Genomic DNA, 19,806 nt, shown 5'->3' with positions numbered 1-19,806 from the left:
AGTGCGCCCCCAAACAACCCCGCCACCCCGATTAGCCCGTCCGGTGCCCGCGAACGGGCGCCCGGGACCGCTCGCGGGAGGTGCGGGACCGTTCGTCGTACCGTTCGTCGACGCGATCGACCGTCCGCCGCAGATCCCGGTACGGGCCCTGTCCCGAAAGGGCACCCTGCGATGCCATACGGCCATGACGGCCGGAACCACCCTCACGAACGCCGCCGAGCACGAGCTCGCCGCGCTGCAGCGCGAGCACGGCCGCCCCCTCTTTGCGCTCCTGCTCCGGCTCAGCGACGGCGACCGGCAGCGCGCCGAGGACCTCGTACAGGAGACCCTCGTACGCGCCTGGCAGCATCCCGAGGCGCTGCGCGCCGACGACTTCGACTCCGTACGGCCGTGGCTGATGACCGTGGGACGGCGGCTCGCCATCGACGCGCGGCGGGCCCGGCAGGCGCGGCCGGCCGAGGTCGGGGACGCGGTCCTGGAGAACGCGCGGGTGATCGGCGACCACGCCGAGCGGGCCGCCGCCGCCCTCGACGTCCGCGAGGCTGTGAAGACACTCACTCCGGAGCACCGTGAAGTCCTGGTGCTCGTGTATTTCCAGGGGGCGAGTGTGGCGGAAGCCGCCGAAATCCTCGGAATCCCGCCCGGTACGGTGAAGTCCCGCGCGTACTACGCGCTGCGCGCCCTGCGACGGGTGCTTCCCGGATATGCGGCCGACCTGCGGTGAAACCGACGGCTGAGTCAAACCTCCGTAAAGCGCCTTGCTGAGGACCCCGGTTGAGCAATCAGCTGTCCTCATCCGTGTTCCGGACTGGGGGCTCGGGGCCCCGAAACCGGGGCCCGGAGTCGGGCGACGCGCACGCACCGGAGGAAGGCAGGAAGGGATGCTGCACAGAGGTCAAGAGAGCACGGACGGCACCGACGGCGGTGAGTTGGTCGTCCCCATGGCCTGGCTGTATGCCGAGTACATCGCCGACGAGCTGCTGCGGACGGGCGACCTGATGCCGCCGACGTCCTTCGAGTTCCGTGCCGGGCGCGACGCCCTGGCGCTGACCGTCTTCCTCTCGGACACGGACGGCGAACTCCCGGGTATCCGGGTGGTCTCCCAGCTGGAGACCTGGCTGTCGCTGACGGCGTACGACCAGCCGTGGCAGGACTGGGTGCGCGAGCGGATGGCGAGGCTGGCCGCCGAGGCGGTCGAATCCGGCGGCCCCGCTCCCGACTTGGAACTGGCCCGGGCGGCCTGGCGCTGGCTGGAGGAGACCGAGCTCCTCGCGCCCGATCTGAACGCGGTGCCGGGCGGTGCCGCGGTGGTCGGCGAGGACGAGGGTCCGAAGGTGTGGACGAAGGCGTGGCAACTGGGCCTGCCCCTGGGCCACCTCGCCATCCACCTTTTTTAGACTCGTTTCGATCCGGACCAATCCTCGGGCCCGGCGGCTCCGAACCCCAAGGTTCGCGATTCTCTGAACGCCTTGAGTGATTCGACTGTCTGGTGCGTACCGGTGGGAGCAAGGAGTAACCCCACCCGCACCCAACGGCACGAGGATTCGGCATGAGGTCCCAGGAGAGGCATCGCGACGTCGCCGCGTACGCGCTCGGCGTGCTGGACGAGGCGGACGCCTTCCGCTTCGAGGACCACCTCATGGAGTGCGCACGCTGCGCCGCTCACGTGACCGAATTCGGGCCCATCACCCGGCAGATGATGCTGTACCGCCGGGCGACGCCACGGTTCGTGAGCCCCATGACCAGGCCCGGCCCGCAGCTGCTCGACCGGCTGCTCGGCGTGGTGGCGACCCGGCACCGGGCCGGCCGGCGGCGCTTCCTGTACGCCGTGGCCGCCTCGGTGGCGGTCGCCGCGGCCGGACCCGGAATCATGATGGCCGCCTCCGGCGGCGACAACGCCGTACGGATCACCGCAACCGATGCGAAGTCGGGCGTCTGGGCGCGGGTGACGACGGCCGACGACTACTCGGGCAGCGAGGTGAAGCTCGAGGTGAAGGATGGCGCGGGCCCGCGCTCCTGCCGCCTGATCGCCATCGGCCGGGACGGCTCCGAGCAGACCGTGACCAGCTGGACCGTGCCCAGCCACGACGCCCGCCCGATCACCATGCAGGGCAGCTCGGCCATGCACACAGGCGAGATCGCCCGCTACGAGCTCCGCACGGCGGACGGGGAGCATCTGGTGACGCTCCAGTCCCGCTAGCGCAACCGCCGCAACGCTCACCGCCCGCTGTGACACCCCCGTCCGACGCTGCGCTGTAGCCAGTGGTGATGTCGGAATCCGGGATGGGTGTGCACGTGCTGCTGGCGGACCGCTATCAGCTGGAGGAAATGCTGGGCAGCGGCGCCATGGGCGAGGTGTGGCGCGCGACCGACCAGGTCCTGGGCCGCCCGGTGGCGGTCAAGCTGCTGAAGGCGGAAGACACCACCGACATCGAGCGGTTCCGCACGGAGGCACAGACCACGGCCCGCCTCAACCATCCGCACGTGGTGAGCGTGTACGACTTCGGCTCCGACCACGGCCGGCTCCATCTGGTGATGGAACTCCTGGACGGCTGGACCCTGGCCCAGGAGCGGTCGCTGCGCGGGACCGTGGAACCGCAGGAGGCGTCCGCCATCGCCGCGCAGGTGGCCGCGGGGCTGTCCGCCGCGCACCGCCAGGGCGTGATCCACCGGGACATCAAGCCTGCCAACATCATGCTGACCACCGGCCGCACCGTGAAGATCACGGACTTCGGCATCGCCCGCTTCACCGACGACACCGCCGCCACCGCGACCGCCACCGGAAAGATCCTCGGCACCGCCGACTACCTGGCTCCCGAGCGGGCCCTGGGCCGGACCGCGCAGCCCGCCTCGGACGTCTACTCGCTCGGCTGCGTGCTGTACGAACTGCTCACCGGGCGGCCGCCGTTCAGGGGCGCAACCTCGCTCGACGTGGTACGGCAGCACGTCGCCGCCACCCCGCCGCCACCCGACCTCCTCAACCCCGCCATACCCCGCCCGCTCTCCGACTACGTACTACGGCTGCTGGCCAAGGAACCCGAGCAGCGGCCGAGCACGGAGGAGACGGCGGCGCGGTTGGGCACGGAGGCAGCAATCGGCCGGCGGGACAGACAGCGGGCTGCGGACCGGCAGGGCACTCAGGAGGAGGCGGCCTGGCCAGGTGCGCAGGAGGTGGCCGGACCGTCGGGCACTTCGGCAGCCGACCGGCAGAGCACGTGGGAAACAGCCGACGGGCAGGGCGCGCGGGACCGGACGCCGCCCGTCGCCGGACGAAATATCACAGCCTGCGCCCCCACGCCGGCCACCGCCCCGCCGCCGCCCCGTCAATCCCGCGCCCCCGCAACGCATTCCCGCCCCGGCAAGCGCCGTAGGCAGGTGTCGAAGGCCGTGCTCGGGGGTGTGGCCGTCGCTCTGTTCGCCGGAGCCACCGCACTCGGGGCCGCGCTGGACTCGGCCGGTGAGAGCCCGGCGTCGCCCGTCTCGCCGACTCGGACTCCGACGGCCGTCACCGACGGGCCCGCGAGCACCGCCGCCAACGCCACGCCGTCCGCCGCCATCCCGCCCGCCGGTCCGGCTCCGGCGAAGGGCCGCGGAGACGACGAACGGCACGGCGGGAAGGGCAGGCACGGCAAGGACGAGAAGGGGGGCGGCGGCTGAGTCGCGCGGCTACTTCAGCAGCCGCGACATCCTCCGGTCCGCGAGCGGTTTGCCGCCCGTCTGGCAGGTCGGGCAGTACTGGAGCGAGGAGTCGCTGAAGGAGACCTCGCGGATGGTGTCGCCGCACACCGGGCAGGGCTCGCCGGTGCGGCCGTGGACGCGCAGGCCGCTCTTCTTCTCCGCCTTCAGACGGCCGGCCGCCACGCCGCGGGAGCGCTCGACCGCCTCGGTGAGCGTGGTGCGCAGCGCCTGGTAGAGGCGGGCGGTGTCCTCGGGGGTGAGGCTCGCGGCCAGTTTGAAGGGGGACAGCTTCGCCGCGTGCAGGATCTCGTCGCTGTACGCGTTGCCCACGCCGGCGATCAGGCTCTGGTCGCGCAGGGCGCCTTTGAGCCGGCGGCGCTCGGGTCTGAGGAGGTCGGTGAAGCGGCGTTCGTCGAAGTCGTCGGCCAGGGGGTCGGGGCCGAGGCGGGCGACGCCCGGGATCTCCTGGGGGTCGTGGACGACGTAGACGGCGAGGCGTTTTTGGGTGCCCGCCTCGGTGAGGTCGAAGCCCTCGCCCGTCTCCAGGGCCACGCGCAGGGCGAGGGGGCCCTTGCCGGGGCGGGGCGGGCCGTCCGGGAGCCTGTCCTTCCAGTGCAGCCAGCCCGCGCGGGCCAGGTGGGTGACGAAGTGCGGGCCGCCGTCCGTCTCGAGGTCGAGGAACTTGCCGTGCCGGTGCACGGCGGTGACCTCGCGGCCCTCGACGGCGGTGAGCGGAGGGTCGTACGTCTTCAGGACGCTGATGGCGACGGGCAGCACCCGCACGATCTCGTGACCGACCAGGTGCTCGGTGAGGAAGTCCTTGAGCGCTTCGACCTCGGGGAGTTCCGGCATAGGTCCAGAGTGCCACCCGGCACCGACAGTGCCAGGTGGGTTCGGCCGCAGCGGGTCAGTCGGGGTCCGGGACCACGAACTCGCACCACACGCACTTGCCGCCGCCCCGCGCCTCCACGCCCCACACGTCCGTCAGCAGGTCGACCAGGAGCAGGCCTCGCCCGGAGACGCCCGACTCCCCCGCCTCGCGGCGGCGCGGCAGGGCGCTGGAGGAGTCCTCGACCTCGACGCGCAGGCGGCGGTCGCTGCCGCCGAGGACCCGGAGGGTGACGATCGCGGATCCCTCGGTGTGCATCAGCGCGTTGGTGATCATTTCGTCGGCGACCAGCTCGATCTCGTCGGCTCGGTCGCGAGCGCCCCAGGCGCGGACCGCGGCCCGGATCATGTGCCGGGCGTCGGTGAGGGCCTCGGGGTCGCCGGGTGCCACGTGCTGCTGGAGCCGGCCGCCGGACTGCGGGGTGTCCAGGCCGCGGCGGCGCAGCAGGAGCAGGGCCACGTCGTCGTCGCCGCCGCGTTCCTCGGCCACGTCGATGAGGCAGTCAGCGAGGTCCCGTACGTCGTCCGGGCCGCCGGTGATGAGGGCGGTGAGGGTCCGCATGCCGTCGTCGAGGTCGGCGCCGGGCTGTTCGACCAGCCCGTCGGTGCACAGCAGGAGGGTGTTGCCGGGGTCGAGTTCGAGGGTGCCGACGGGGTATTCGAGGCTCCCGAACTCGGCGGACAGGCCCAGCGGCAGTCCGCCCGGCAGGGAGATACGGCGGCAGCTGCCGTCGGCGCCCCGGATCAGCGGGTCGATATGACCGGCCCGGACCACCTGGACCACCCCGGTGGCCAGGTCGGCCTCCGCGTACAGGCAGGTCGCGAAGCGGTCGGTGTCGAGTTCGTGGAGGAAGACGGAGGCGCGGGCCATCACGGTGGCGGGGGTGTGGCCCTCGGCGGCGTAGGCGCGCAGCACGATGCGCAGTTGGCCCATGACGGCCGCCGCGTGCGTGTCATGGCCCTGGACGTCCCCGATGACGGCGCCGACCCGGCCGCCGGGCAGCGGGATCAGGTCGTACCAGTCGCCTCCGATGTCGCGGCCCAGGGAGCCCGCGGTGGAACCGGAGCGGTAGCGGACGGCGACGTCGGCGCCGCGGACGCTGGGGATGGTGCGCGGCAGCATCGCCTGCTGGAGGCCGGTGGCGAGGTCCTTCTCCTGCTCGTAGAACATGGCCCGCTGCATGCTCTGCGCGATGCTGCTGCCGAGGGCGAGCAGGACGTTGCGCTCCTCGGGCGAGAAGCCGCGCCGGTCGCTGTAGAGCAGGCCCATGGCGCCGATCGGCCGGGCCTGGACGATCAGCGGCAGATAGGCGGCCGCCGTGATGCTCAGGCCGGTGAGGTGCGGCCACAGCACGGGGTAGCCCTCGGCGAACTCCTCCGGCGACTCGATGAAGCGCGGCGTGAGCGTCCGTACGACCTCGCTCATCGGGTAGGGCTCGTCGATGCGGGTGATGTCGGTGCCGGGGACGAAGCTGCCCGCGGGGCCCTCGGCGATCAGCCGGATGCGGCCGGCCTCGACCAGGCCCACGACCAGGCTGGTGGCGCCGAGGTGGGTGAGGCCGTGGGTGTCCTTGAGGACGTCGATGACGTCCTGGACGGTGCGGGCGTGCGCGAGGGCGGCCGTGGTGAGCTGGACGACGTTGGTCTGCTCGCGCCGCGCCGCGTCCTCGGCGTCCTCCGCGCGGCCGTCCTGGCTCTCGCGGAGCTCCTCGGTCGCGTCCCGGACGATGCCGATGATCCGGCGCGGGCGGCCCGTCTCGTCGCGCCGGATGTAGCCCTGCGTGTGGGTCCAGCGCAGGGTGCCGTCGCGGCGGCGGATGCGGAAGTAGGCGCCGTAGTTCTCGCTGCCGTCCTTCATGGCCTGGGCGACCAGGCCGTCGAGCCGGTAGGCCTCGGCCCTGGGCACCCGGACGGCGAGCGTCTCGGGGTGGTCGTCGTATTCGTCGGGGCGCAGGTCGAAGACCTCGTGGGCCTGGGCGTCCATGTGGAACAGACCGGTGTCCAGGTCCCAGTCGAAGCTGCCCATGCGGTTGAGCGCCAGGATCGGATCCGGGTGGGCGGGCCAGTCGTCCGGGAGAGACAGGGCGCTCACGCCCCGATCAACCATGGGCCCACCTTGCCAGGATTCACCCGATTCTTCGACCGGGATGCGGGGAGGAATTCCCGGCTCTCCGGTCGCCATCGGTGCTCAGCCGTCGAAAACGCGGGTGGGGCTGTCGAGGATGCTGCGGCTCGTGGTGTCGTCGGGGACAGGTCCGCTGCTGTCGGGCGGGGCTGGGGTGTCCGGCACGGTCTCCGGGCCGATCTCGTCCGTGGCGCCCGGGGAGGTGCGGGGCGATCCGGGCACGGTCGTCTCCCGGCCGGGCGTGCTGGAGCCGGGCTTGGACGTCGGGGGTACGGCCGTGGCCGTCGTCGACGGACAGCCGGTGGGCGCGGCGGACGGCTCCCCGGTCGGCACGTCGTCGGTGGCGCCGGGCGTGACGGTCACCGTCGGGGTCGGTGTGGGCGCGGGGGTCGGGGTTGCGCAGTCGGTGGCCGACCCGGACGGGGAGGGGCTCGTGTCGCCCGGGGACGGGGTGCCGGTGCTCCTGCTCGGGCCGGTGCTCGGGCCCGAGCTCGGAGAACTGTGGTCCGGGCTCGGCGGGGGCGTCGTCAGCACCGGTGGGGGCACGATGTGGTCGTGGTGGACGCCATGGCCGATGTGCCGCTCGATCCAGGTGTTGTCGACGATGTTGATGATCGTGATGTTGGTGATCACCTGGGGTGCCGGTGTCACCACGACCACCTGGGCAGGCCGGTAGCCGGACCAGGGGCGGCCGTTGAGGCGCAGGCTGCCTTGTGTCGCCACGGCCGGGTTCAGGGGGTTGCCGCAGGCGCAACGCACCCGGGGCACGCCCCGGTTGTCGACGAGGACGGCGGTGCCGGCCTGGAGCACGGACTGGAAGCCGGTGGCCCGGCCGCCGCGGAACCCGTGGTTGGTGACCCGGGTGTCGGCGCGCAGCACGACCGGGGCGAGAGCATGCAGATAGTCGGGGACGGACGCCGGGGAGATGCCCTCGACTCCGGCGAAGGCGCGGGCCTTGGCCCGGTCCGAGGTCAGGTAGTCGATCTGCCGGTCGACGTCGCAGCTGCCGACGCGCTGTGTGCCGCCGTAGAGGCCGGGCATGGAGCCCGAAATCGACCGCACCGCCTGCGCTGCCCCCGTCGATGCCGACCGGTCCGGCTGCGGCAGGGGTGTGACGCGGGACGGGGTGGCGGTCGAAACGGCCGTGGAGGGCGTGAAGGGGTCCGGTCCCTGCGCCGCAACGGGCTGGAGGAAGACCTCTCCACTCGACTTCGTGTCCTGGCCGCCGCTGCCGCCGCAGCCGGCGGCGAGGAGCGCCACCGCGAGCGCGCAGGCCGTGGCGAAGGTTCCGGTGACTGTCCGCACCTCTTCCTCCCGCCTCACTGAAGGCAATTCACCTCACTGAAGGCAATTCATCACTATTGTCTGCGTCACTCACTTGGGTTACGCAAGCGGAGGATGGACATACGGAGAGTGACATAGGGTCGGCGCGACAATGGAGCGAGAGGCACACGGCCGTGGACTGGTTCATCGCACCCGAGTACTGGTGGAGCCGGCTGGTCTTCCAGCGGGCTCTGGCCGGCCTGTACCTCGTGGCGTTCCTGACGGCAGCCCTGCAGTTCCGTGCGCTGATCGGCGAGCGGGGCATGCTTCCTATCCCGCGCTTCGTCGGCCGGGTGCGCTTCAGACAGGCTCCCAGCCTGTTCCAACTCCACTACTCGGACCGCTTCTTCGCGGCCTGCGCCTGGACGGGCTGCGCGGTCTCGGCTGCACTGATCGCCGGAGTCGACTCCCAACTTCCCCTCTGGGCAGGGATGTTGCTGTGGCTGGCTCCCTGGATCCTCTACCTCTCGATCGTCAACGTCGGCCAGACCTGGTACGCCTTCGGCTGGGAGTCGCTGCTGCTGGAGGTGGGTTTCCTGGCCGTCTTCCTCGGCAACGACGAGGTGGCCCCGCCGATCGTGGTCCTCTTCCTGCTGCGCTGGATCCTGTTCCGGGTGGAGTTCGGCGCGGGCCTGATCAAGATGCGCGGCGACGCGTGCTGGCGGAAGCTGACCTGTCTGTACTACCACCATGAGACACAGCCGATGCCGGGTCCCCTGAGCTGGTTCTTCCACCACCTTCCCCGGCCCCTGCACCGGGTCGAGGCGGCTGCCAACCATGTCACCCAACTCGTCGTGCCCGTGCTGTTGTTCACCCCCCAGCCGGTCGCCACGGCCGCCGCGTCGCTGATGATCGTCACCCAGCTGTGGCTGGTGCTGTCGGGCAACTTCGCCTGGCTGAACTGGATCACCATCGTCCTCGCCGTCTGCGCCCTGAAGTTCCCGGCCGGCCCACCGTCCTCCGTGCCGGGCGCCCCGCTCTGGTACGAGGCCGTGGTCCTCGCGGTCGCCGCGCTGCTCCTCGGGCTCAGCTACCACCCGGTCGCGAACATGATCTCCCGCCGCCAGATCATGAACCGCTCCTTCGACCCCCTCCACCTGGTGAACACCTACGGCGCGTTCGGCAGCGTCAGCCGGATCCGGTACGAGGTGGTCGTCGAGGGCACCGACGACGCCGTACCGCACGAGGACTCGGACTGGCGGGAGTACGAGTTCAAGGGCAAGCCGGGCGATCCACGGCACTGGCCACGCCAGTTCGCGCCCTACCACCTGCGCCTGGACTGGCTGATGTGGTTCGCCGCGCTCTCGCCCTCGTACGCCGGCGCCTGGTTCGGCGCCCTGGTGGAACGCCTCCTGGAGAACGACCGCGACACCCTGCGCCTGCTGCGCCGCTCCCCGTTCCCGCCCGACGCCCCGCCCCGCTACATCCGGGCCCGCCTCTTCCGCTACCAGTACACGAGCTGGCGGGAGCTGCGGGAGACGGGGGCGTGCTGGGAGCGGACCTATGTGCGGGAGTATCTGCCGCCTACTCGGTTGGCGGGGGTGGTGCAGAGGTCATGAACCGGCATCGCCTATCCGATGCACCAGTCCGTGAGGGCGACGACTCCGGAATGGACCCCGCCCGCGTCGGGGGTGACGGCGGAGGTGAAGAAGTACTCGACCTGCCTGAACTCAAGCTCCACGAATGAGATGAGACTTTCGAGACCCAGCTCCTCGACGGCCCAGTTCCTCACCCAGCTGCCCCTGTTGAAGTTCTCGGCCAGCTGGTCGGGACCGACGAGCCGGTCGGCCTTGCTCAGGACCACGGCGAGCCTCACCTCGTGCAGGGAAACGCCAGTGGACCGCGCCGGGTCCGCCCAACTCCGGAAGAACTCGGTCTGGTCGGGCGGAACGACGTCCCCCGGGAGCGAGTCGGCCTGACGCTCCCTCGCGACAAGGCGGACAGGGTCCAGCACCAGCACCACGGTGGTGGCAGTCCTGCCGCTGACCCATTGGCTCAGGCCCGACGCGTGCTGCCCGGTGCGGGGCAATTCGGTGACGTCGACGATCGTGAGGAGGCGCTCTGTACGCCCGGCCTTCAGGAGCATGGACTGACGTGTCGTTGCGCGGGTTGCCGGAGGAAACGCCGCATGTACGGCGAGGTTGCGTACATCCCGGCCCCAGCGCTCGTCGTCCGGGTCGGCCGGCTGCAGGATGTAGCCCCGTCTGCTGGCGCCGCTCTGCAATGCGTTCACCATGTGCGCCATCAGCGTGGTCTTGCCCGAGGCAGGGACGCCGATGAACACGAGATCGATGCGCTCGGAGATCAGGGGAACGCCGCCCGCCGGCGGGTGCGGTGCCTCGATCTCCTCGCCACCCGCCAGCAGTACGGGAACACCCTCACGAAGCCGCTCGACCAGTTCTTCGGCGTTGGGCTGAGCCATGAAATCGTCGATCAGGGCGGTGAACGCCGGGTCCGCGGCCAGCTCGGGGAAGGCGGCCGGCAGTCGGCTCTCCACCGTCTCCAGGGCCGACAGCCAGCGAGCCGGGTCGACCGCGATACCGTTCCGTACGAGGTATCGCCGCACCCTCTCCGGTAGCGACTCGGGCATCGGGCCGCGCAAGTCGAGCCTCACTTGTGCGTACTCTCGGAACTCCTCCACCGCATGCAGTTCAACCCCACCGAGGGTGCCGGTCATCATCCGGTAGAAGTCACCGTAGAAGTACTGGAGCAGCAACGTCCTGACCATCGCGCCGTATCCGAACGACTCCCACGTCGGATTGAGCGTCGCTTCCAGCACGAGCCCGTTGATGAGTCGCTTGATACGGCGGGGATTGCGGCTCGACCGCTCGGCGAGCAACCCGATGAGTTCCTCGTCCAGATCGCCGGCAATGCCGGCCTGCCCGGCACAGCTGCGGATGTACTCCTTGATGCCGTCCGAGTCGGCTGCCGGAATCCGGTAACTGGTCTGGAAAATCTTCTCCATGAACGCCGAGCCGGCCGGCGACAGATCCCGCAGCAGGCCGTTCGGCCCCAGCGCCGACCGGTCGCAGCCGATGACGAACGCCAGCCACGGTACGTCCAGATAGACCTTCACCGCCTCGCAGACCGCGAGCACGGTCTCCTCCGAGCACCGGTCGAGGTCGTCGATGAAGACGACGATCATCCGCCGGGAGTCCACCTCTCCGGCAGTCTGCGCCCACTCCTCGGTCAACTCGCGGATGGCGTCCCGCATCTCGTTGCGAGCCGCCGAGTCGACGCTCATGCTGCGCCAGAGCTCGTCGACCAGACCGGCCACCCCCAGCGGCCCTGCGAGCAGCAACAGGACGGAGCGCACTACCCGTACGAGCGCTCGCCGCTCCGACATCCGCGCCAGCGAACGGCGCAGGACACGGCGGTCCAGCCGCAGCAGCACGGACTTGATCAGACCCTCGAGGGCGTCCGCACCTGTGGATGTCCACGCGTTGTACCACACGGTCTCGACGGCGCCGGCGGCACGGAGTTCCGCCTCGACCAGGCGCATGAGGCTGCTCTTTCCCATGCCCCAGCCGGCGTCGACGGCCAGGGTGAACGGGGTGGAGGGCCGGGATGTCAGAAGAAGCCCGGCGAGCTGACCGGCGGCGCGCTGCGCGCCCAGCAGGTCGGAGGCAGCATCGTCCAAGGGCTCGTCACTGAGGAGGGAGAACCGTCGTGCAGCCTCCGGCCGCTCGTTCCCTGCAGCGCCGTACGACTGCTGCTGCGCGGCCACGGCTCCCCCGGCGGTTCGGCTCTTTCCGGGTTCCCGATTTCGGCAGCCCACGGATCAAAGATCGTAAACCCGCGTGGCCGTACCTTTGAAGACCTCGGTGCGTTCGGCTCCACTCAGCCCACCGGACAACTCCCCCGCCGCGGCGATCACTTCACCGTACGACGCCCCCAACGTGCACACCGGCCAGTCCGAGCCGAACATCAGGCGGTCCGGACCGAAGGCCTCCATGGCCGTGTCCGCGTAGGGGCGAAGGTCGTCGACGGTCCAGGAGCTCACGTCCGCCTCGGTGACCAGGCCGGAGAGTTTGGCGACGGTGTTGGGCAGGGCGGCGAGGGCGTGGAGGTCGGTCGCCCAGGGTTTCAGGGCGCCGGAGGCGATGGGCGGTTTGCCCAAGTGGTCGAGGACGAAGGTGAGTTGGGGGAGGCCGGCTGCCGCCTTGGTGCAGGACGGCAACTGGTGCGGGAGGACGACCAGGTCGTACACCAGGCCCGCTTCGGCCACCGCGGCGAGGCCTCGTTGTGCGTCCGGGCGGAGCAGCCACTCGGGGTCCGGCTCGCCCTGGACCTGGTGGCGGATGCCCTTCAGGTAGTGGCCGCCGGGGAGTTCGCGCAGGCGGGCGAGTTCGTCGGTGATGTCCGGCCGGGTGAGGTCGGTCCAGCCGACGACACCCGCGATCAGGTCGTGGGCGGCGGCGAGGGCCAGGAACTCCGGGGTCTCCTCCGGCACGGTGTTCGTCTGGACCAGGATCGTGCGGTCCACGCCCGTTGCCCGAGCCTGGGGTTCGAGGTCCGCGACAGTGAAGTCCCGGCGGAGCGGGCTGAGTTCGGGGCCCTTGATCCAGTCCTGGTCCCGTACCGACAGGTCCCACACGTGGTGGTGGGCGTCCACCGTCATGGCAGCTCCCAGACCACGGGCAGGCCCGCGGCCGCGCCCTCGTCGGAGTAGTCGTGCACGACGTCCAGCAGCTCCGCCATGCGGGCCTGCCAGGCGATGTTGACGGGGAGTTTCTCCAGTTCGGCGAGGAGGCGGGCGTAGTCCTCGCACTCCAGGACGTGGAAGAGGTCGGTGCCGCTGCGCCAGATCGTCCAGGAGCCGGCGCCGGCCGCGCGGATCGCGTCCGTCAGCTCCTTCGGGACCTCGCGGTGGGCGGCCTCGTACTCGGCGATGCGGTCCGCGCGGACCTTGGTGTGCAGGGCGACTCTCATGACGGTTCCTCGGCGGGTACGGGGGCGTCGGGCGGCAGGAGGTCTTCCTCGCGCAGCGTCTGCCAGAAGGCGGCGGGTACGTCGGCGGCGAACTGCTCGGCGCAGTCGCGGACTTCCGCCGCCGAACGGGCCCCTACGAGCACGCTGGCGACCGCCGGATGCGCGGCGCAGAAGGCGAGGGCGGCGGCGCGCAGCGTGGTGCCGTGCCGGTCGGCGACCGCCTTCAGATGCAGCGCACGATCCAGCAACTCCGTTGGTGCAGCTGCATAGTTGTACGTCGCTCCCGGCTTCGGATCCGCCAGCAGACCGGAGTTGAAGGCACCGCCGATGACCACCGACGTGCCGCGTTCCTGCGCCGCGGGCAGCAGTTCGGTGAGCGCCCGCTGGTCCAGGAGCGTGTAGCGGCCGGCGCACAGGACGACGTCGACGTCGGTGTCGCGGACGAAACGGGTGAGCATCTCGGCCTGGTTCATGCCCGCGCCGATGGCGCCCACGACTCCCTCCGAGCGCAGCTTCTCCAGCGCCGGGTAGCCCTCGCGGAAGGCCTGTTCGGCATGGTCGTCAGGGTCGTGGAGGTAGACGACGTCGACGCGGTCGAGGCCGAGCCGTTCCAGGCCGGCCTCGAGGGTGCGGCGTACGCCGTCGGCGCTGAAGTCCCACACACGGCGGTGGGTGGCGGACACGGCGAAGCCGTTCGCCAGGTCGTCGCCGCCCTCGCCGGACGGCTCCAGGCGGCGGCCGACCTTGGTCGAGATCGTGTAGGCCGTACGGGGGTGTTCGCGCAGGGCGGCGCCGAGGCGGCGTTCGGACAGGCCGAGGCCGTAGTGCGGGGCCGTGTCGAAGTAGCGGACGCCGTGCTGCCAGGCGGCGGCCACGGCCTCGTGCGCCTGTTCCTCGCTCACCTCGGTGTAGAGGTTGCCGATCACGGCCCCGCCGAAGGCCAGTGCGCTGACCTCGACGTCACTGCCGCCCAGCCGGTTCGCTCTCACTGGCCCACCGGCCTGAGGCGCAGGCCCTGCATGCCGCCGTCCACGGCGAGTGAGGTGCCGGTGGTGGCGCCGGACAGCGGGCTCGCCAAGTAGGCGATGGCGCCCGCGACTTCGGCCGCGCTGACGAGGCGGCCGGTGGGCTGGCGGGCCTCCAGCGCGGCGCGTTCGGCGACGGGGTCGTCGGCCGCGTCCAGCAGGCGGCCGACCCACGGGGTGTCCGCCGTACCGGGGTTGACGCAGTTGACGCGGATGCCCTCGCGGACGTGGTCGGCGGCCATGGCGAGGGTCAGCGAATACACCGCGCCCTTGCTCGCGCAGTACAGCGCCCGCTGCGGGAGGCCGGCCGTGGCGCCGATGGAGCAGGTGTTGACGATCGCCGCGTGCTGCGACCGGCGAAGGTGGGGCAGCGCGGCGCGGGCGACGCGGACCATGCCGATCACGTTGACGTCGAGGACGCGGTGCCACTCGGCGTCGTCGTTGTCCTCGACGGTGCCCTGGGCACCGGTGCCCGCGTTGTTGATCACGATGTCGAGGCCGCCGAGCTCGGTGACCGCCGCGGCCACCGCCTCCCGTACGGATGTGTCGTCGGTGACGTCGGCCCGGTAGGCCAGCAGCGGCTTGTCGACCTGGGTCGGGTCGAGGTCCAGGACGGCGACCTGGGCGCCGCGGGCGGCGAGGAGTTCGGCCGTCGCCCGCCCGATGCCGGAGGCCCCGCCCGTGACCAGGGCCCTCAGACCCTCGAAGTCGTTCATGCCGCCCGTCCTTTCTTCTCGTCGAGATCGGCGACCCAGAAGGTACCGCCGGGGAAGGTGTACCGCGCGATGGACTCCGGGCGCATGGCGGCCGAGAAGCCCGGCGCGGTCGGTGCCGTGTAGTGACCGTCGCGGATCACCACCGGGTCGAGGAAGTGGTCGTGCAGATGGTCGACGTACTCGATGACCCGGTCCTCGGTGGTGCCGGTGACCGCCACGTAGTCGAACATCGACAGGTGCTGGACGAGTTCGCACAGGCCGACGCCGCCCGCGTGCGGGCAGACCGGCACCCCGAACTTGGCCGCGAGCAGCAGGATCGCGAGGTTCTCGTTGACGCCGCCGACCCGGGCCGCGTCGATCTGGAGGACGTCGAGAGCGCCGGCCTGCAACAGCTGCTTGAAGACGATGCGGTTCTGGACGTGCTCCCCGGTCGCCACCTTGACCGGAGCCACCGCCGTGCGGATGGCCGCGTGGCCGAGGACGTCGTCGGGGCTGGTGGGCTCCTCGATCCAGTACGGGTCGAACTCGGCGAGGGCCTTGGTCCAGCGGATCGCCTCCTCGACGTCCCAGCGCTGGTTGGCGTCGATGGCCATGCGGATGTCCGGGCCGACGACCGAGCGGGCGACCCGGCAGCGCCGTACGTCGTCGTCGAGGTCCGCGCCCACCTTCAGCTTGATCTGCTTGAAGCCGTCGGCGACCGCCTGGGCGGCGAGGCGGGTGAGCTTCTCGTCGCTGTAGCCGAGCCAGCCGGCGGAGGTCGTATACCCCGGGTAGCCGCGCTCCAGCAGCCGGGCCGTGCGCTCCTCGGCGCCCTCCCTGCCCCGGCGCAGGATCTCCAGCGCCTCCTCGGGCGTGAGCGCGTCCGTCAAGTAGCGGAAGTCGATCTGCCCGACCAGCCACTCGGGGTCGGCCTCGACGAGCAGCCGCCACAGGGGCTTGTCGGCACGCTTCGCCGCCAGGTCCCACACGGCGTTGATGACCGCGCCGATCGCCATGTGCATCACGCCCTTCTCGGGCCCCAGCCAACGCAGTTGGCTGTCCCCGATCAGGTCCCGGTAGACGGCTCCCGGGTCGGCACACACCTCGTCGACGGACCGTCCCACCACGTGGTGGCGCAGCGCGTGGATCGCGGCGACCTGGACCTCGTTGCCCCGCCCGATGGTGAAGGTGAAGCCGTGCCCCTCCTGCTCGTCCTCGGCGTCGGTGCGCAGCACGACGTAGGCGGCCGAGTAGTCGGGGTCCGGATTCATCGCGTCGGAGCCGTCGAGCTCGCGCGAGGTCGGGAACCGGATGTCGTAGGTGTCGACCGCGGAGATACGGACGGGGGTGCCGGGCGTCGGGGACACGGAGGGCCTTTCGGTCGGTGACAGGTCGGGGCGGGGTCAGTCCTGGGCGCGGCCCGTCGTCACGCGGGCGATCATGAGGGCGACCAGGATGATTCCGCCGTAGATGGCCTGGATCCAGAAGGACGGCACCTGGGCGAGGGTGAGCAGGTTCTGCACGACCCCGAGGAGGAGGACACCGGTGAGGGCGCCGAACATGGTGCCCTTGCCGCCGTCGAGGCTGATGCCGCCGATGACCGCCGCCGCGAACACGGTGAAGATCATGTTCTGGCCCTGGTTGGCGCTGATCGCGCCGACGTACCCGGTCTGCATGATCCCGCCTACGGAGGCAAGCACCCCCGCGACGATGAACACGCCGAGCATCACGCGCTCGACACGGATGCCGGCCGCGCGGGCCGCGTCCGCGTTGCCGCCGATGGCGTACAGGGCGCGTCCGATGCGGTGGTACTTGAGGATCAGTCCGGCGACGGCGAAGGCAACTGCCGCCAGCCATACGGACATCGGGACGGTCAGGAAGGTGCTGGTGGCCAGGGTGTAGAAGCTGTCGGGCATGCCGAACAGGGTCTTGCCCTTGGTCGCGCCGACCAGCAGTCCGCGCAGGACGATCAGCATCGCGAGCGTCACGATGAACGCGTTGAGCTTGAACTTGACGACCAGGATGCCGTTGAAGGCGCCGACGGCTCCGCCCACGAGCAGGATCGCGAACAGGGCGAGTCCGGGCGGGAGTTCGGTGCCCCAGCCGGACTGCGCGGAGGGCAGCACGAGGAGGGCGCCGACGGCGGGCGCGATGCCGACGACCGATTCGAGGGACAGGTCGAACTTGCCGGTGATCAGGACCAGCGACTCGGCGAGCACGACCATCGCGAGTGCGGCGGAGGCGCCGAGGATGGAGATCAGGTTGCGCTCGGTGAGGAACGCGTCATTGACCACCGCGCCCAGCACCATCAACAGCAACAGGGCCGGTACGAGGGCCAGTTCGCGGGCCCGGCGCAGCAGTACCGTCTTGGCCGACCGCGCGACGGGGGCGCTCAGCGGTGCGAGCGGCTGCGCCGCCTTGGTGTCAGCCATGGTCAACTCCTTCGATGGAGGCGATCAGCTCGTGGTCGCGCCACCCCGCCGGGTGCTCGGCGACGACGCGGCCGTGGAAGAGGACGAGGACGCGGTCGCAGCGCCGCAGGTCGTCGAGTTCGTCGGAGACGACGAGGACGGCGGTGCCGTCCTCGCGGGCGCTGTCCACCCGGGCGAGCAGTGACTCCTTGGACTTCACGTCGACGCCCGCGGTGGGGTTGATCAGGACCAGCAGCCGCGGGTCGGAGGCGAGGGCGCGGGCCATGACGACCTTCTGCGCGTTGCCGCCGGACAGGTCGGAGACCGGCTGCTCGGGGCCCTCGGTGTGGATGTCGAGGCGGTCGATCAGCTCGGTGGCGAAGCCGCGCCTGCGGTCGGTGCCGATGAAGCCGAAGCGGCCGAGCCGGTCCAGGACGCTCATGGTGGCGTTGTCGCCGATGCTCATGCCCCGCACCAGGCCCTGCTCGTGCCGGTCACGCGGGACGCAGCCGATACCGGCCTTCAGGGCAGCCTGCACCGACCCGAACTGCAGCCGCTCGCCGTCGAGTTGGGCGGTTCCCGCGGTGGGCGTACGCAGGCCCGCGAAAGCCTCCGCCAGCTCGATCTTGCCGCTGGCGCTGGAGCCGGCGAGCCCGACGACCTCACCGCGGCGGACGGTCAGGTCGACGTTCTCGTACGCCTCCGAGGTGAGCCCGCGGGCGTCGAGGAGGACGGGCGCGCTGTCGTCGACGATCTGCTCCTGCACGGCCTGTTCGGCGATCGTCTCGAGGGACTCCCCCGCCATGGCCTCGATCAGCGCCGCCCTCGGCAGGTCGGCGACGGGGGCCGTGGTGATCCAGCGGGCGTCGCGCAGGACGGTGACGGTCTGGCAGACCTCGTAGACCTCCTGCAGGTGGTGCGAGATGAACAGGAAGGTGACGCCCGAGTCCTGCAGGCCGCGCATGCGGTCGAAGAGCCGCTCGATCTCGCGGTTGTCGAGCTGGGCGGTCGGCTCGTCGAGGATGATGAAGCGGGCGCCGAAGCTCAACGCCCGTGCGATCTCCACCATTTGGCGGTCCTCGACCTTGAGGTCGGCGGTGCGCGCCTCGGGGTCGACGTGCACGTCCCAGGTGTCCAGGAGCGCGGCCGCCTCGGTCTTCAGCCGGCGCCAGCTGATGAAGCCGCGGCAGAGCGGCTGGCGGTTGATGAAGAGGTTCTCGGCGACCGTCAACTCCGGGACGACCGTGGGGTGTTGGTAGACGCAGGCCACCTTGCGGCGCCAGGCGTCGCGGTCGGTGAGCGCGGGCGCGGGCTCGCCGTCGAAGCGGACCGCGCCCTCGTCGGGCGCCTCCAGGCCGGTGAGGATCCGGACCAGGGTCGACTTGCCGGCGCCGTTGCGGCCGACGAGGGCGTGCGACTCGCCGGCCCGCACGGTGAGCCGGCCGTCCGCGAGGGCGGTGGTGGGGCCGTAGCGCTTGACGATGCCCCGCGCCTCGACGAGGGGCACCAACGGGCTGTCCTGGACACTCACTTGACCGTGTTCCCCCACAGCTTGGGGTCGTCCACGTTGTCCTTGGTCACCAGCGGCGCGGGCAGCTGGTCCTCGAGGATGCCGCTGGGCAGCTTGACGATGGTCGAGTCGTGGTCGGTCGGACCGGGCTTGAACGTCTTCCCCTCCATCGCCGCCTTGATGTAGTACATGCCGTACTTGGCGTAGGCGTCGGCGGGCTGGGAGACGGTCGCGTCGATCTCGCCCTTGCGGATGGCGTCGAACTCCTGCGGGATGCCGTCGTTGGAGACGATGGTGATGTGGCCCGCGGTGCCGGCCTTCTTCAGCAGGCCCTTGGCCTTGAGGGTCTGCAGGGTCGGCGCGAGGTAGACACCGCCGGCCTGCATGTAGATGCCCTTGATGTCGGGGTTGGCGTTGAGCAGGGTGTCGAGCTTGGACGCCGCGGTGTCGGACTCCCACTTGGCGGGGATCTCCAGGACCTTGAGCTTGGGGTACTTCTTCTTCACGCAGGAGCGGAAGGCCTCGGAGCGGTCGCGCCCGTTGACCGAGGCCAGGTCGCCCATGATCTGCACGACCTTGCCGCTGGTGATGTGCTGGCCGAGGTAGTCGCAGGCCTTGGTGCCGTACGCGACGTTGTCGGCGCGTACGACCATGGCGACCTTGCCCTTGTCGGGCGCGACATCGACCGCGACGACCGGCACGCTCTTGCGCTCGGCCTGGTCGAGGCCGGCCTCGATGGCGGCGCTGTCCAGCGGGGCGACGACCAGGCCCTTGACGCCCTGGTTGAGCTGGTTGTTGATGTCGGTGATCTGCTGCGAGGGGTCGCTGTTGGAGTTGACCGTCTTCAGCGCGTCGACGCCTTCGGACTTCGCCATCTTCGGCACGTAGTCGTTGTACGACTGCCAGAACGGCGAGGTCAGCAGGGGCAGGATCACCCCGACCTTGCCGGTGCCGCCGCCTCCCGCGCTGCCGGAGCCTCCGGTGTCCTTGGTGCTACCGCACGCGGCGAGTGCGAGCGAGGCGCTCGCGGCCACGGCCATCACACCGATCATTCGAAACCTGTTCCACTTCCCCACTGTCCTGCCGGGCATCTGGCGGCTCCTCGTTGAGCGTGTTCGAGCAGATGCCCGCATACTTATCAGACCACTCCGCCGGAACAACACCCTCCAGCGGCAGATTTTCACGGATTCGAGCCATAGTGGTCCGACCACCTTGCCGG

Annotated in this window: 17 protein-coding genes; 5 read left to right on the top strand and 12 right to left on the bottom strand. The window is 70.8% G+C overall.

What is annotated here, in order from left to right:
• Nucleotides 1–184: 184 nt before the first annotated feature.
• The 4 genes from ACFY10_RS22460 to ACFY10_RS22445 all read left to right on the top strand — a co-directional run bounded on the left by ACFY10_RS22460 (nucleotide 185) and on the right by ACFY10_RS22445 (nucleotide 3,657).
• Entirely contained in the window at nucleotides 185–724 is a 540-nt protein-coding gene (locus ACFY10_RS22460; RefSeq protein ID WP_390666938.1) for a sigma-70 family RNA polymerase sigma factor, read from the top strand.
• A gap of 157 nt (nucleotides 725–881) precedes the next feature.
• Complete coding sequence (locus ACFY10_RS22455; RefSeq protein ID WP_390666937.1) at nucleotides 882–1,397, top strand: hypothetical protein; 516 nt, start codon at nucleotides 882–884, stop codon at nucleotides 1,395–1,397.
• A 152-nt stretch (nucleotides 1,398–1,549) separates the two neighbouring features.
• A complete protein-coding gene (locus tag ACFY10_RS22450) occupies nucleotides 1,550–2,200 on the top strand; it encodes a zf-HC2 domain-containing protein (RefSeq protein ID WP_390666936.1) in 651 nt (216 codons plus the stop codon).
• A 68-nt stretch (nucleotides 2,201–2,268) separates the two neighbouring features.
• Complete coding sequence (locus ACFY10_RS22445) at nucleotides 2,269–3,657, top strand: serine/threonine-protein kinase (protein ID WP_390666935.1); 1,389 nt, start codon at nucleotides 2,269–2,271, stop codon at nucleotides 3,655–3,657.
• Nucleotides 3,658–3,666: 9 nt separating this feature from the next.
• On the opposite strand, the gene ACFY10_RS22440 is transcribed toward ACFY10_RS22445, so the two are convergent.
• The 3 genes from ACFY10_RS22440 to ACFY10_RS22430 form a co-directional block, all read right to left on the bottom strand.
• On the bottom strand, nucleotides 3,667–4,530 hold the full coding sequence (locus ACFY10_RS22440; RefSeq protein ID WP_390666934.1) for an Fpg/Nei family DNA glycosylase: 864 nt from the start codon (nucleotides 4,528–4,530) through the stop codon (nucleotides 3,667–3,669).
• 55 nt (nucleotides 4,531–4,585) lie between these two features.
• On the bottom strand, nucleotides 4,586–6,673 hold the full coding sequence (locus tag ACFY10_RS22435; RefSeq protein ID WP_390666933.1) for a SpoIIE family protein phosphatase: 2,088 nt from the start codon (nucleotides 6,671–6,673) through the stop codon (nucleotides 4,586–4,588).
• 81 nt (nucleotides 6,674–6,754) lie between these two features.
• Nucleotides 6,755–7,996, bottom strand: a complete 1,242-nt coding sequence (locus ACFY10_RS22430; RefSeq protein WP_390666932.1) for a DUF6777 domain-containing protein — start codon at nucleotides 7,994–7,996, stop codon at nucleotides 6,755–6,757.
• A gap of 152 nt (nucleotides 7,997–8,148) precedes the next feature.
• On the opposite strand from ACFY10_RS22430, the gene ACFY10_RS22425 reads away from it, so the two are divergent.
• Nucleotides 8,149–9,573 (top strand): lipase maturation factor family protein, encoded by a 1,425-nt coding sequence (locus ACFY10_RS22425; RefSeq protein WP_390666931.1) that lies wholly within the window; start codon nucleotides 8,149–8,151, stop codon nucleotides 9,571–9,573.
• Between the two features lie 11 nt (nucleotides 9,574–9,584).
• On the opposite strand, the gene ACFY10_RS22420 is transcribed toward ACFY10_RS22425, so the two are convergent.
• Genes ACFY10_RS22420 through ACFY10_RS22380 form a run of 9 tightly spaced genes read right to left on the bottom strand, consistent with a single transcriptional unit; the run spans nucleotide 9,585 to nucleotide 19,678 of the window.
• Entirely contained in the window at nucleotides 9,585–11,741 is a 2,157-nt protein-coding gene (locus ACFY10_RS22420; protein WP_390666930.1) for a P-loop NTPase fold protein, read from the bottom strand.
• 54 nt (nucleotides 11,742–11,795) lie between these two features.
• The gene (locus tag ACFY10_RS22415; RefSeq protein WP_390666929.1) at nucleotides 11,796–12,635 is read right to left on the bottom strand and encodes an amidohydrolase family protein; all 840 of its coding nucleotides are present in this window, start codon (nucleotides 12,633–12,635) and stop codon (nucleotides 11,796–11,798) included.
• Nucleotides 12,632–12,946 carry an L-rhamnose mutarotase gene (locus ACFY10_RS22410; RefSeq protein ID WP_390666928.1) on the bottom strand — a complete coding sequence of 105 codons (315 nt, stop codon included), beginning with the start codon at nucleotides 12,944–12,946 and terminating at the stop codon, nucleotides 12,632–12,634. The genes ACFY10_RS22415 and ACFY10_RS22410 overlap by 4 nt, the downstream gene beginning before the upstream one ends.
• Nucleotides 12,943–13,935 (bottom strand): aldo/keto reductase, encoded by a 993-nt coding sequence (locus tag ACFY10_RS22405; protein ID WP_390666927.1) that lies wholly within the window; start codon nucleotides 13,933–13,935, stop codon nucleotides 12,943–12,945. The genes ACFY10_RS22410 and ACFY10_RS22405 overlap by 4 nt, the downstream gene beginning before the upstream one ends.
• Complete coding sequence (locus ACFY10_RS22400; RefSeq protein WP_390666926.1) at nucleotides 13,932–14,687, bottom strand: SDR family NAD(P)-dependent oxidoreductase; 756 nt, start codon at nucleotides 14,685–14,687, stop codon at nucleotides 13,932–13,934. Before ACFY10_RS22400 ends, ACFY10_RS22405 begins: the two co-directional genes overlap by 4 nt.
• A complete protein-coding gene (locus ACFY10_RS22395; RefSeq protein WP_390666925.1) occupies nucleotides 14,684–16,033 on the bottom strand; it encodes an L-fuconate dehydratase in 1,350 nt (449 codons plus the stop codon). Before ACFY10_RS22395 ends, ACFY10_RS22400 begins: the two co-directional genes overlap by 4 nt.
• A gap of 36 nt (nucleotides 16,034–16,069) precedes the next feature.
• Nucleotides 16,070–17,098 carry an ABC transporter permease gene (locus ACFY10_RS22390; protein ID WP_390666924.1) on the bottom strand — a complete coding sequence of 343 codons (1,029 nt, stop codon included), beginning with the start codon at nucleotides 17,096–17,098 and terminating at the stop codon, nucleotides 16,070–16,072.
• Nucleotides 17,091–18,608, bottom strand: coding sequence for a sugar ABC transporter ATP-binding protein (locus ACFY10_RS22385; protein WP_390666923.1), 1,518 nt, complete (start codon nucleotides 18,606–18,608; stop codon nucleotides 17,091–17,093). Before ACFY10_RS22385 ends, ACFY10_RS22390 begins: the two co-directional genes overlap by 8 nt.
• Entirely contained in the window at nucleotides 18,605–19,678 is a 1,074-nt protein-coding gene (locus ACFY10_RS22380) for a sugar ABC transporter substrate-binding protein (protein ID WP_390666922.1), read from the bottom strand. The genes ACFY10_RS22385 and ACFY10_RS22380 overlap by 4 nt, the downstream gene beginning before the upstream one ends.
• Between the last annotated feature and the right edge of the window lie 128 nt (nucleotides 19,679–19,806).

This window comes from Streptomyces sp. NPDC001401, from assembly GCF_042895385.1.
GTDB lineage: Bacteria > Actinomycetota > Actinomycetes > Streptomycetales > Streptomycetaceae > Streptomyces.
This window is presented reverse-complemented; position numbering and strand designations above follow the sequence as displayed.

Bases quoted from the DNA above. Each gene is read 5' to 3' on its own strand.
- ACFY10_RS22455 (WP_390666937.1), top strand. From the start codon at position 882: ATGCTGCACAGAGGTCAAGAGAGCACGGACGGCACCGACGGCGGTGAG.
- ACFY10_RS22400 (WP_390666926.1), bottom strand. From the start codon at position 14,687: ATGAACGACTTCGAGGGTCTGAGGGCCCTGGTCACGGGCGGGGCCTCC.
- ACFY10_RS22435 (WP_390666933.1), bottom strand. From the start codon at position 6,673: ATGGTTGATCGGGGCGTGAGCGCCCTGTCTCTCCCGGACGACTGGCCC.
- ACFY10_RS22410 (WP_390666928.1), bottom strand. From the start codon at position 12,946: ATGAGAGTCGCCCTGCACACCAAGGTCCGCGCGGACCGCATCGCCGAG.
- ACFY10_RS22460 (WP_390666938.1), top strand. From the start codon at position 185: ATGACGGCCGGAACCACCCTCACGAACGCCGCCGAGCACGAGCTCGCC.
- ACFY10_RS22445 (WP_390666935.1), top strand. From the start codon at position 2,269: ATGTCGGAATCCGGGATGGGTGTGCACGTGCTGCTGGCGGACCGCTAT.
- ACFY10_RS22415 (WP_390666929.1), bottom strand. From the start codon at position 12,635: ATGACGGTGGACGCCCACCACCACGTGTGGGACCTGTCGGTACGGGAC.
- ACFY10_RS22380 (WP_390666922.1), bottom strand. From the start codon at position 19,678: ATGCCCGGCAGGACAGTGGGGAAGTGGAACAGGTTTCGAATGATCGGT.
- ACFY10_RS22440 (WP_390666934.1), bottom strand. From the start codon at position 4,530: ATGCCGGAACTCCCCGAGGTCGAAGCGCTCAAGGACTTCCTCACCGAG.
- ACFY10_RS22450 (WP_390666936.1), top strand. From the start codon at position 1,550: ATGAGGTCCCAGGAGAGGCATCGCGACGTCGCCGCGTACGCGCTCGGC.
- ACFY10_RS22390 (WP_390666924.1), bottom strand. From the start codon at position 17,098: ATGGCTGACACCAAGGCGGCGCAGCCGCTCGCACCGCTGAGCGCCCCC.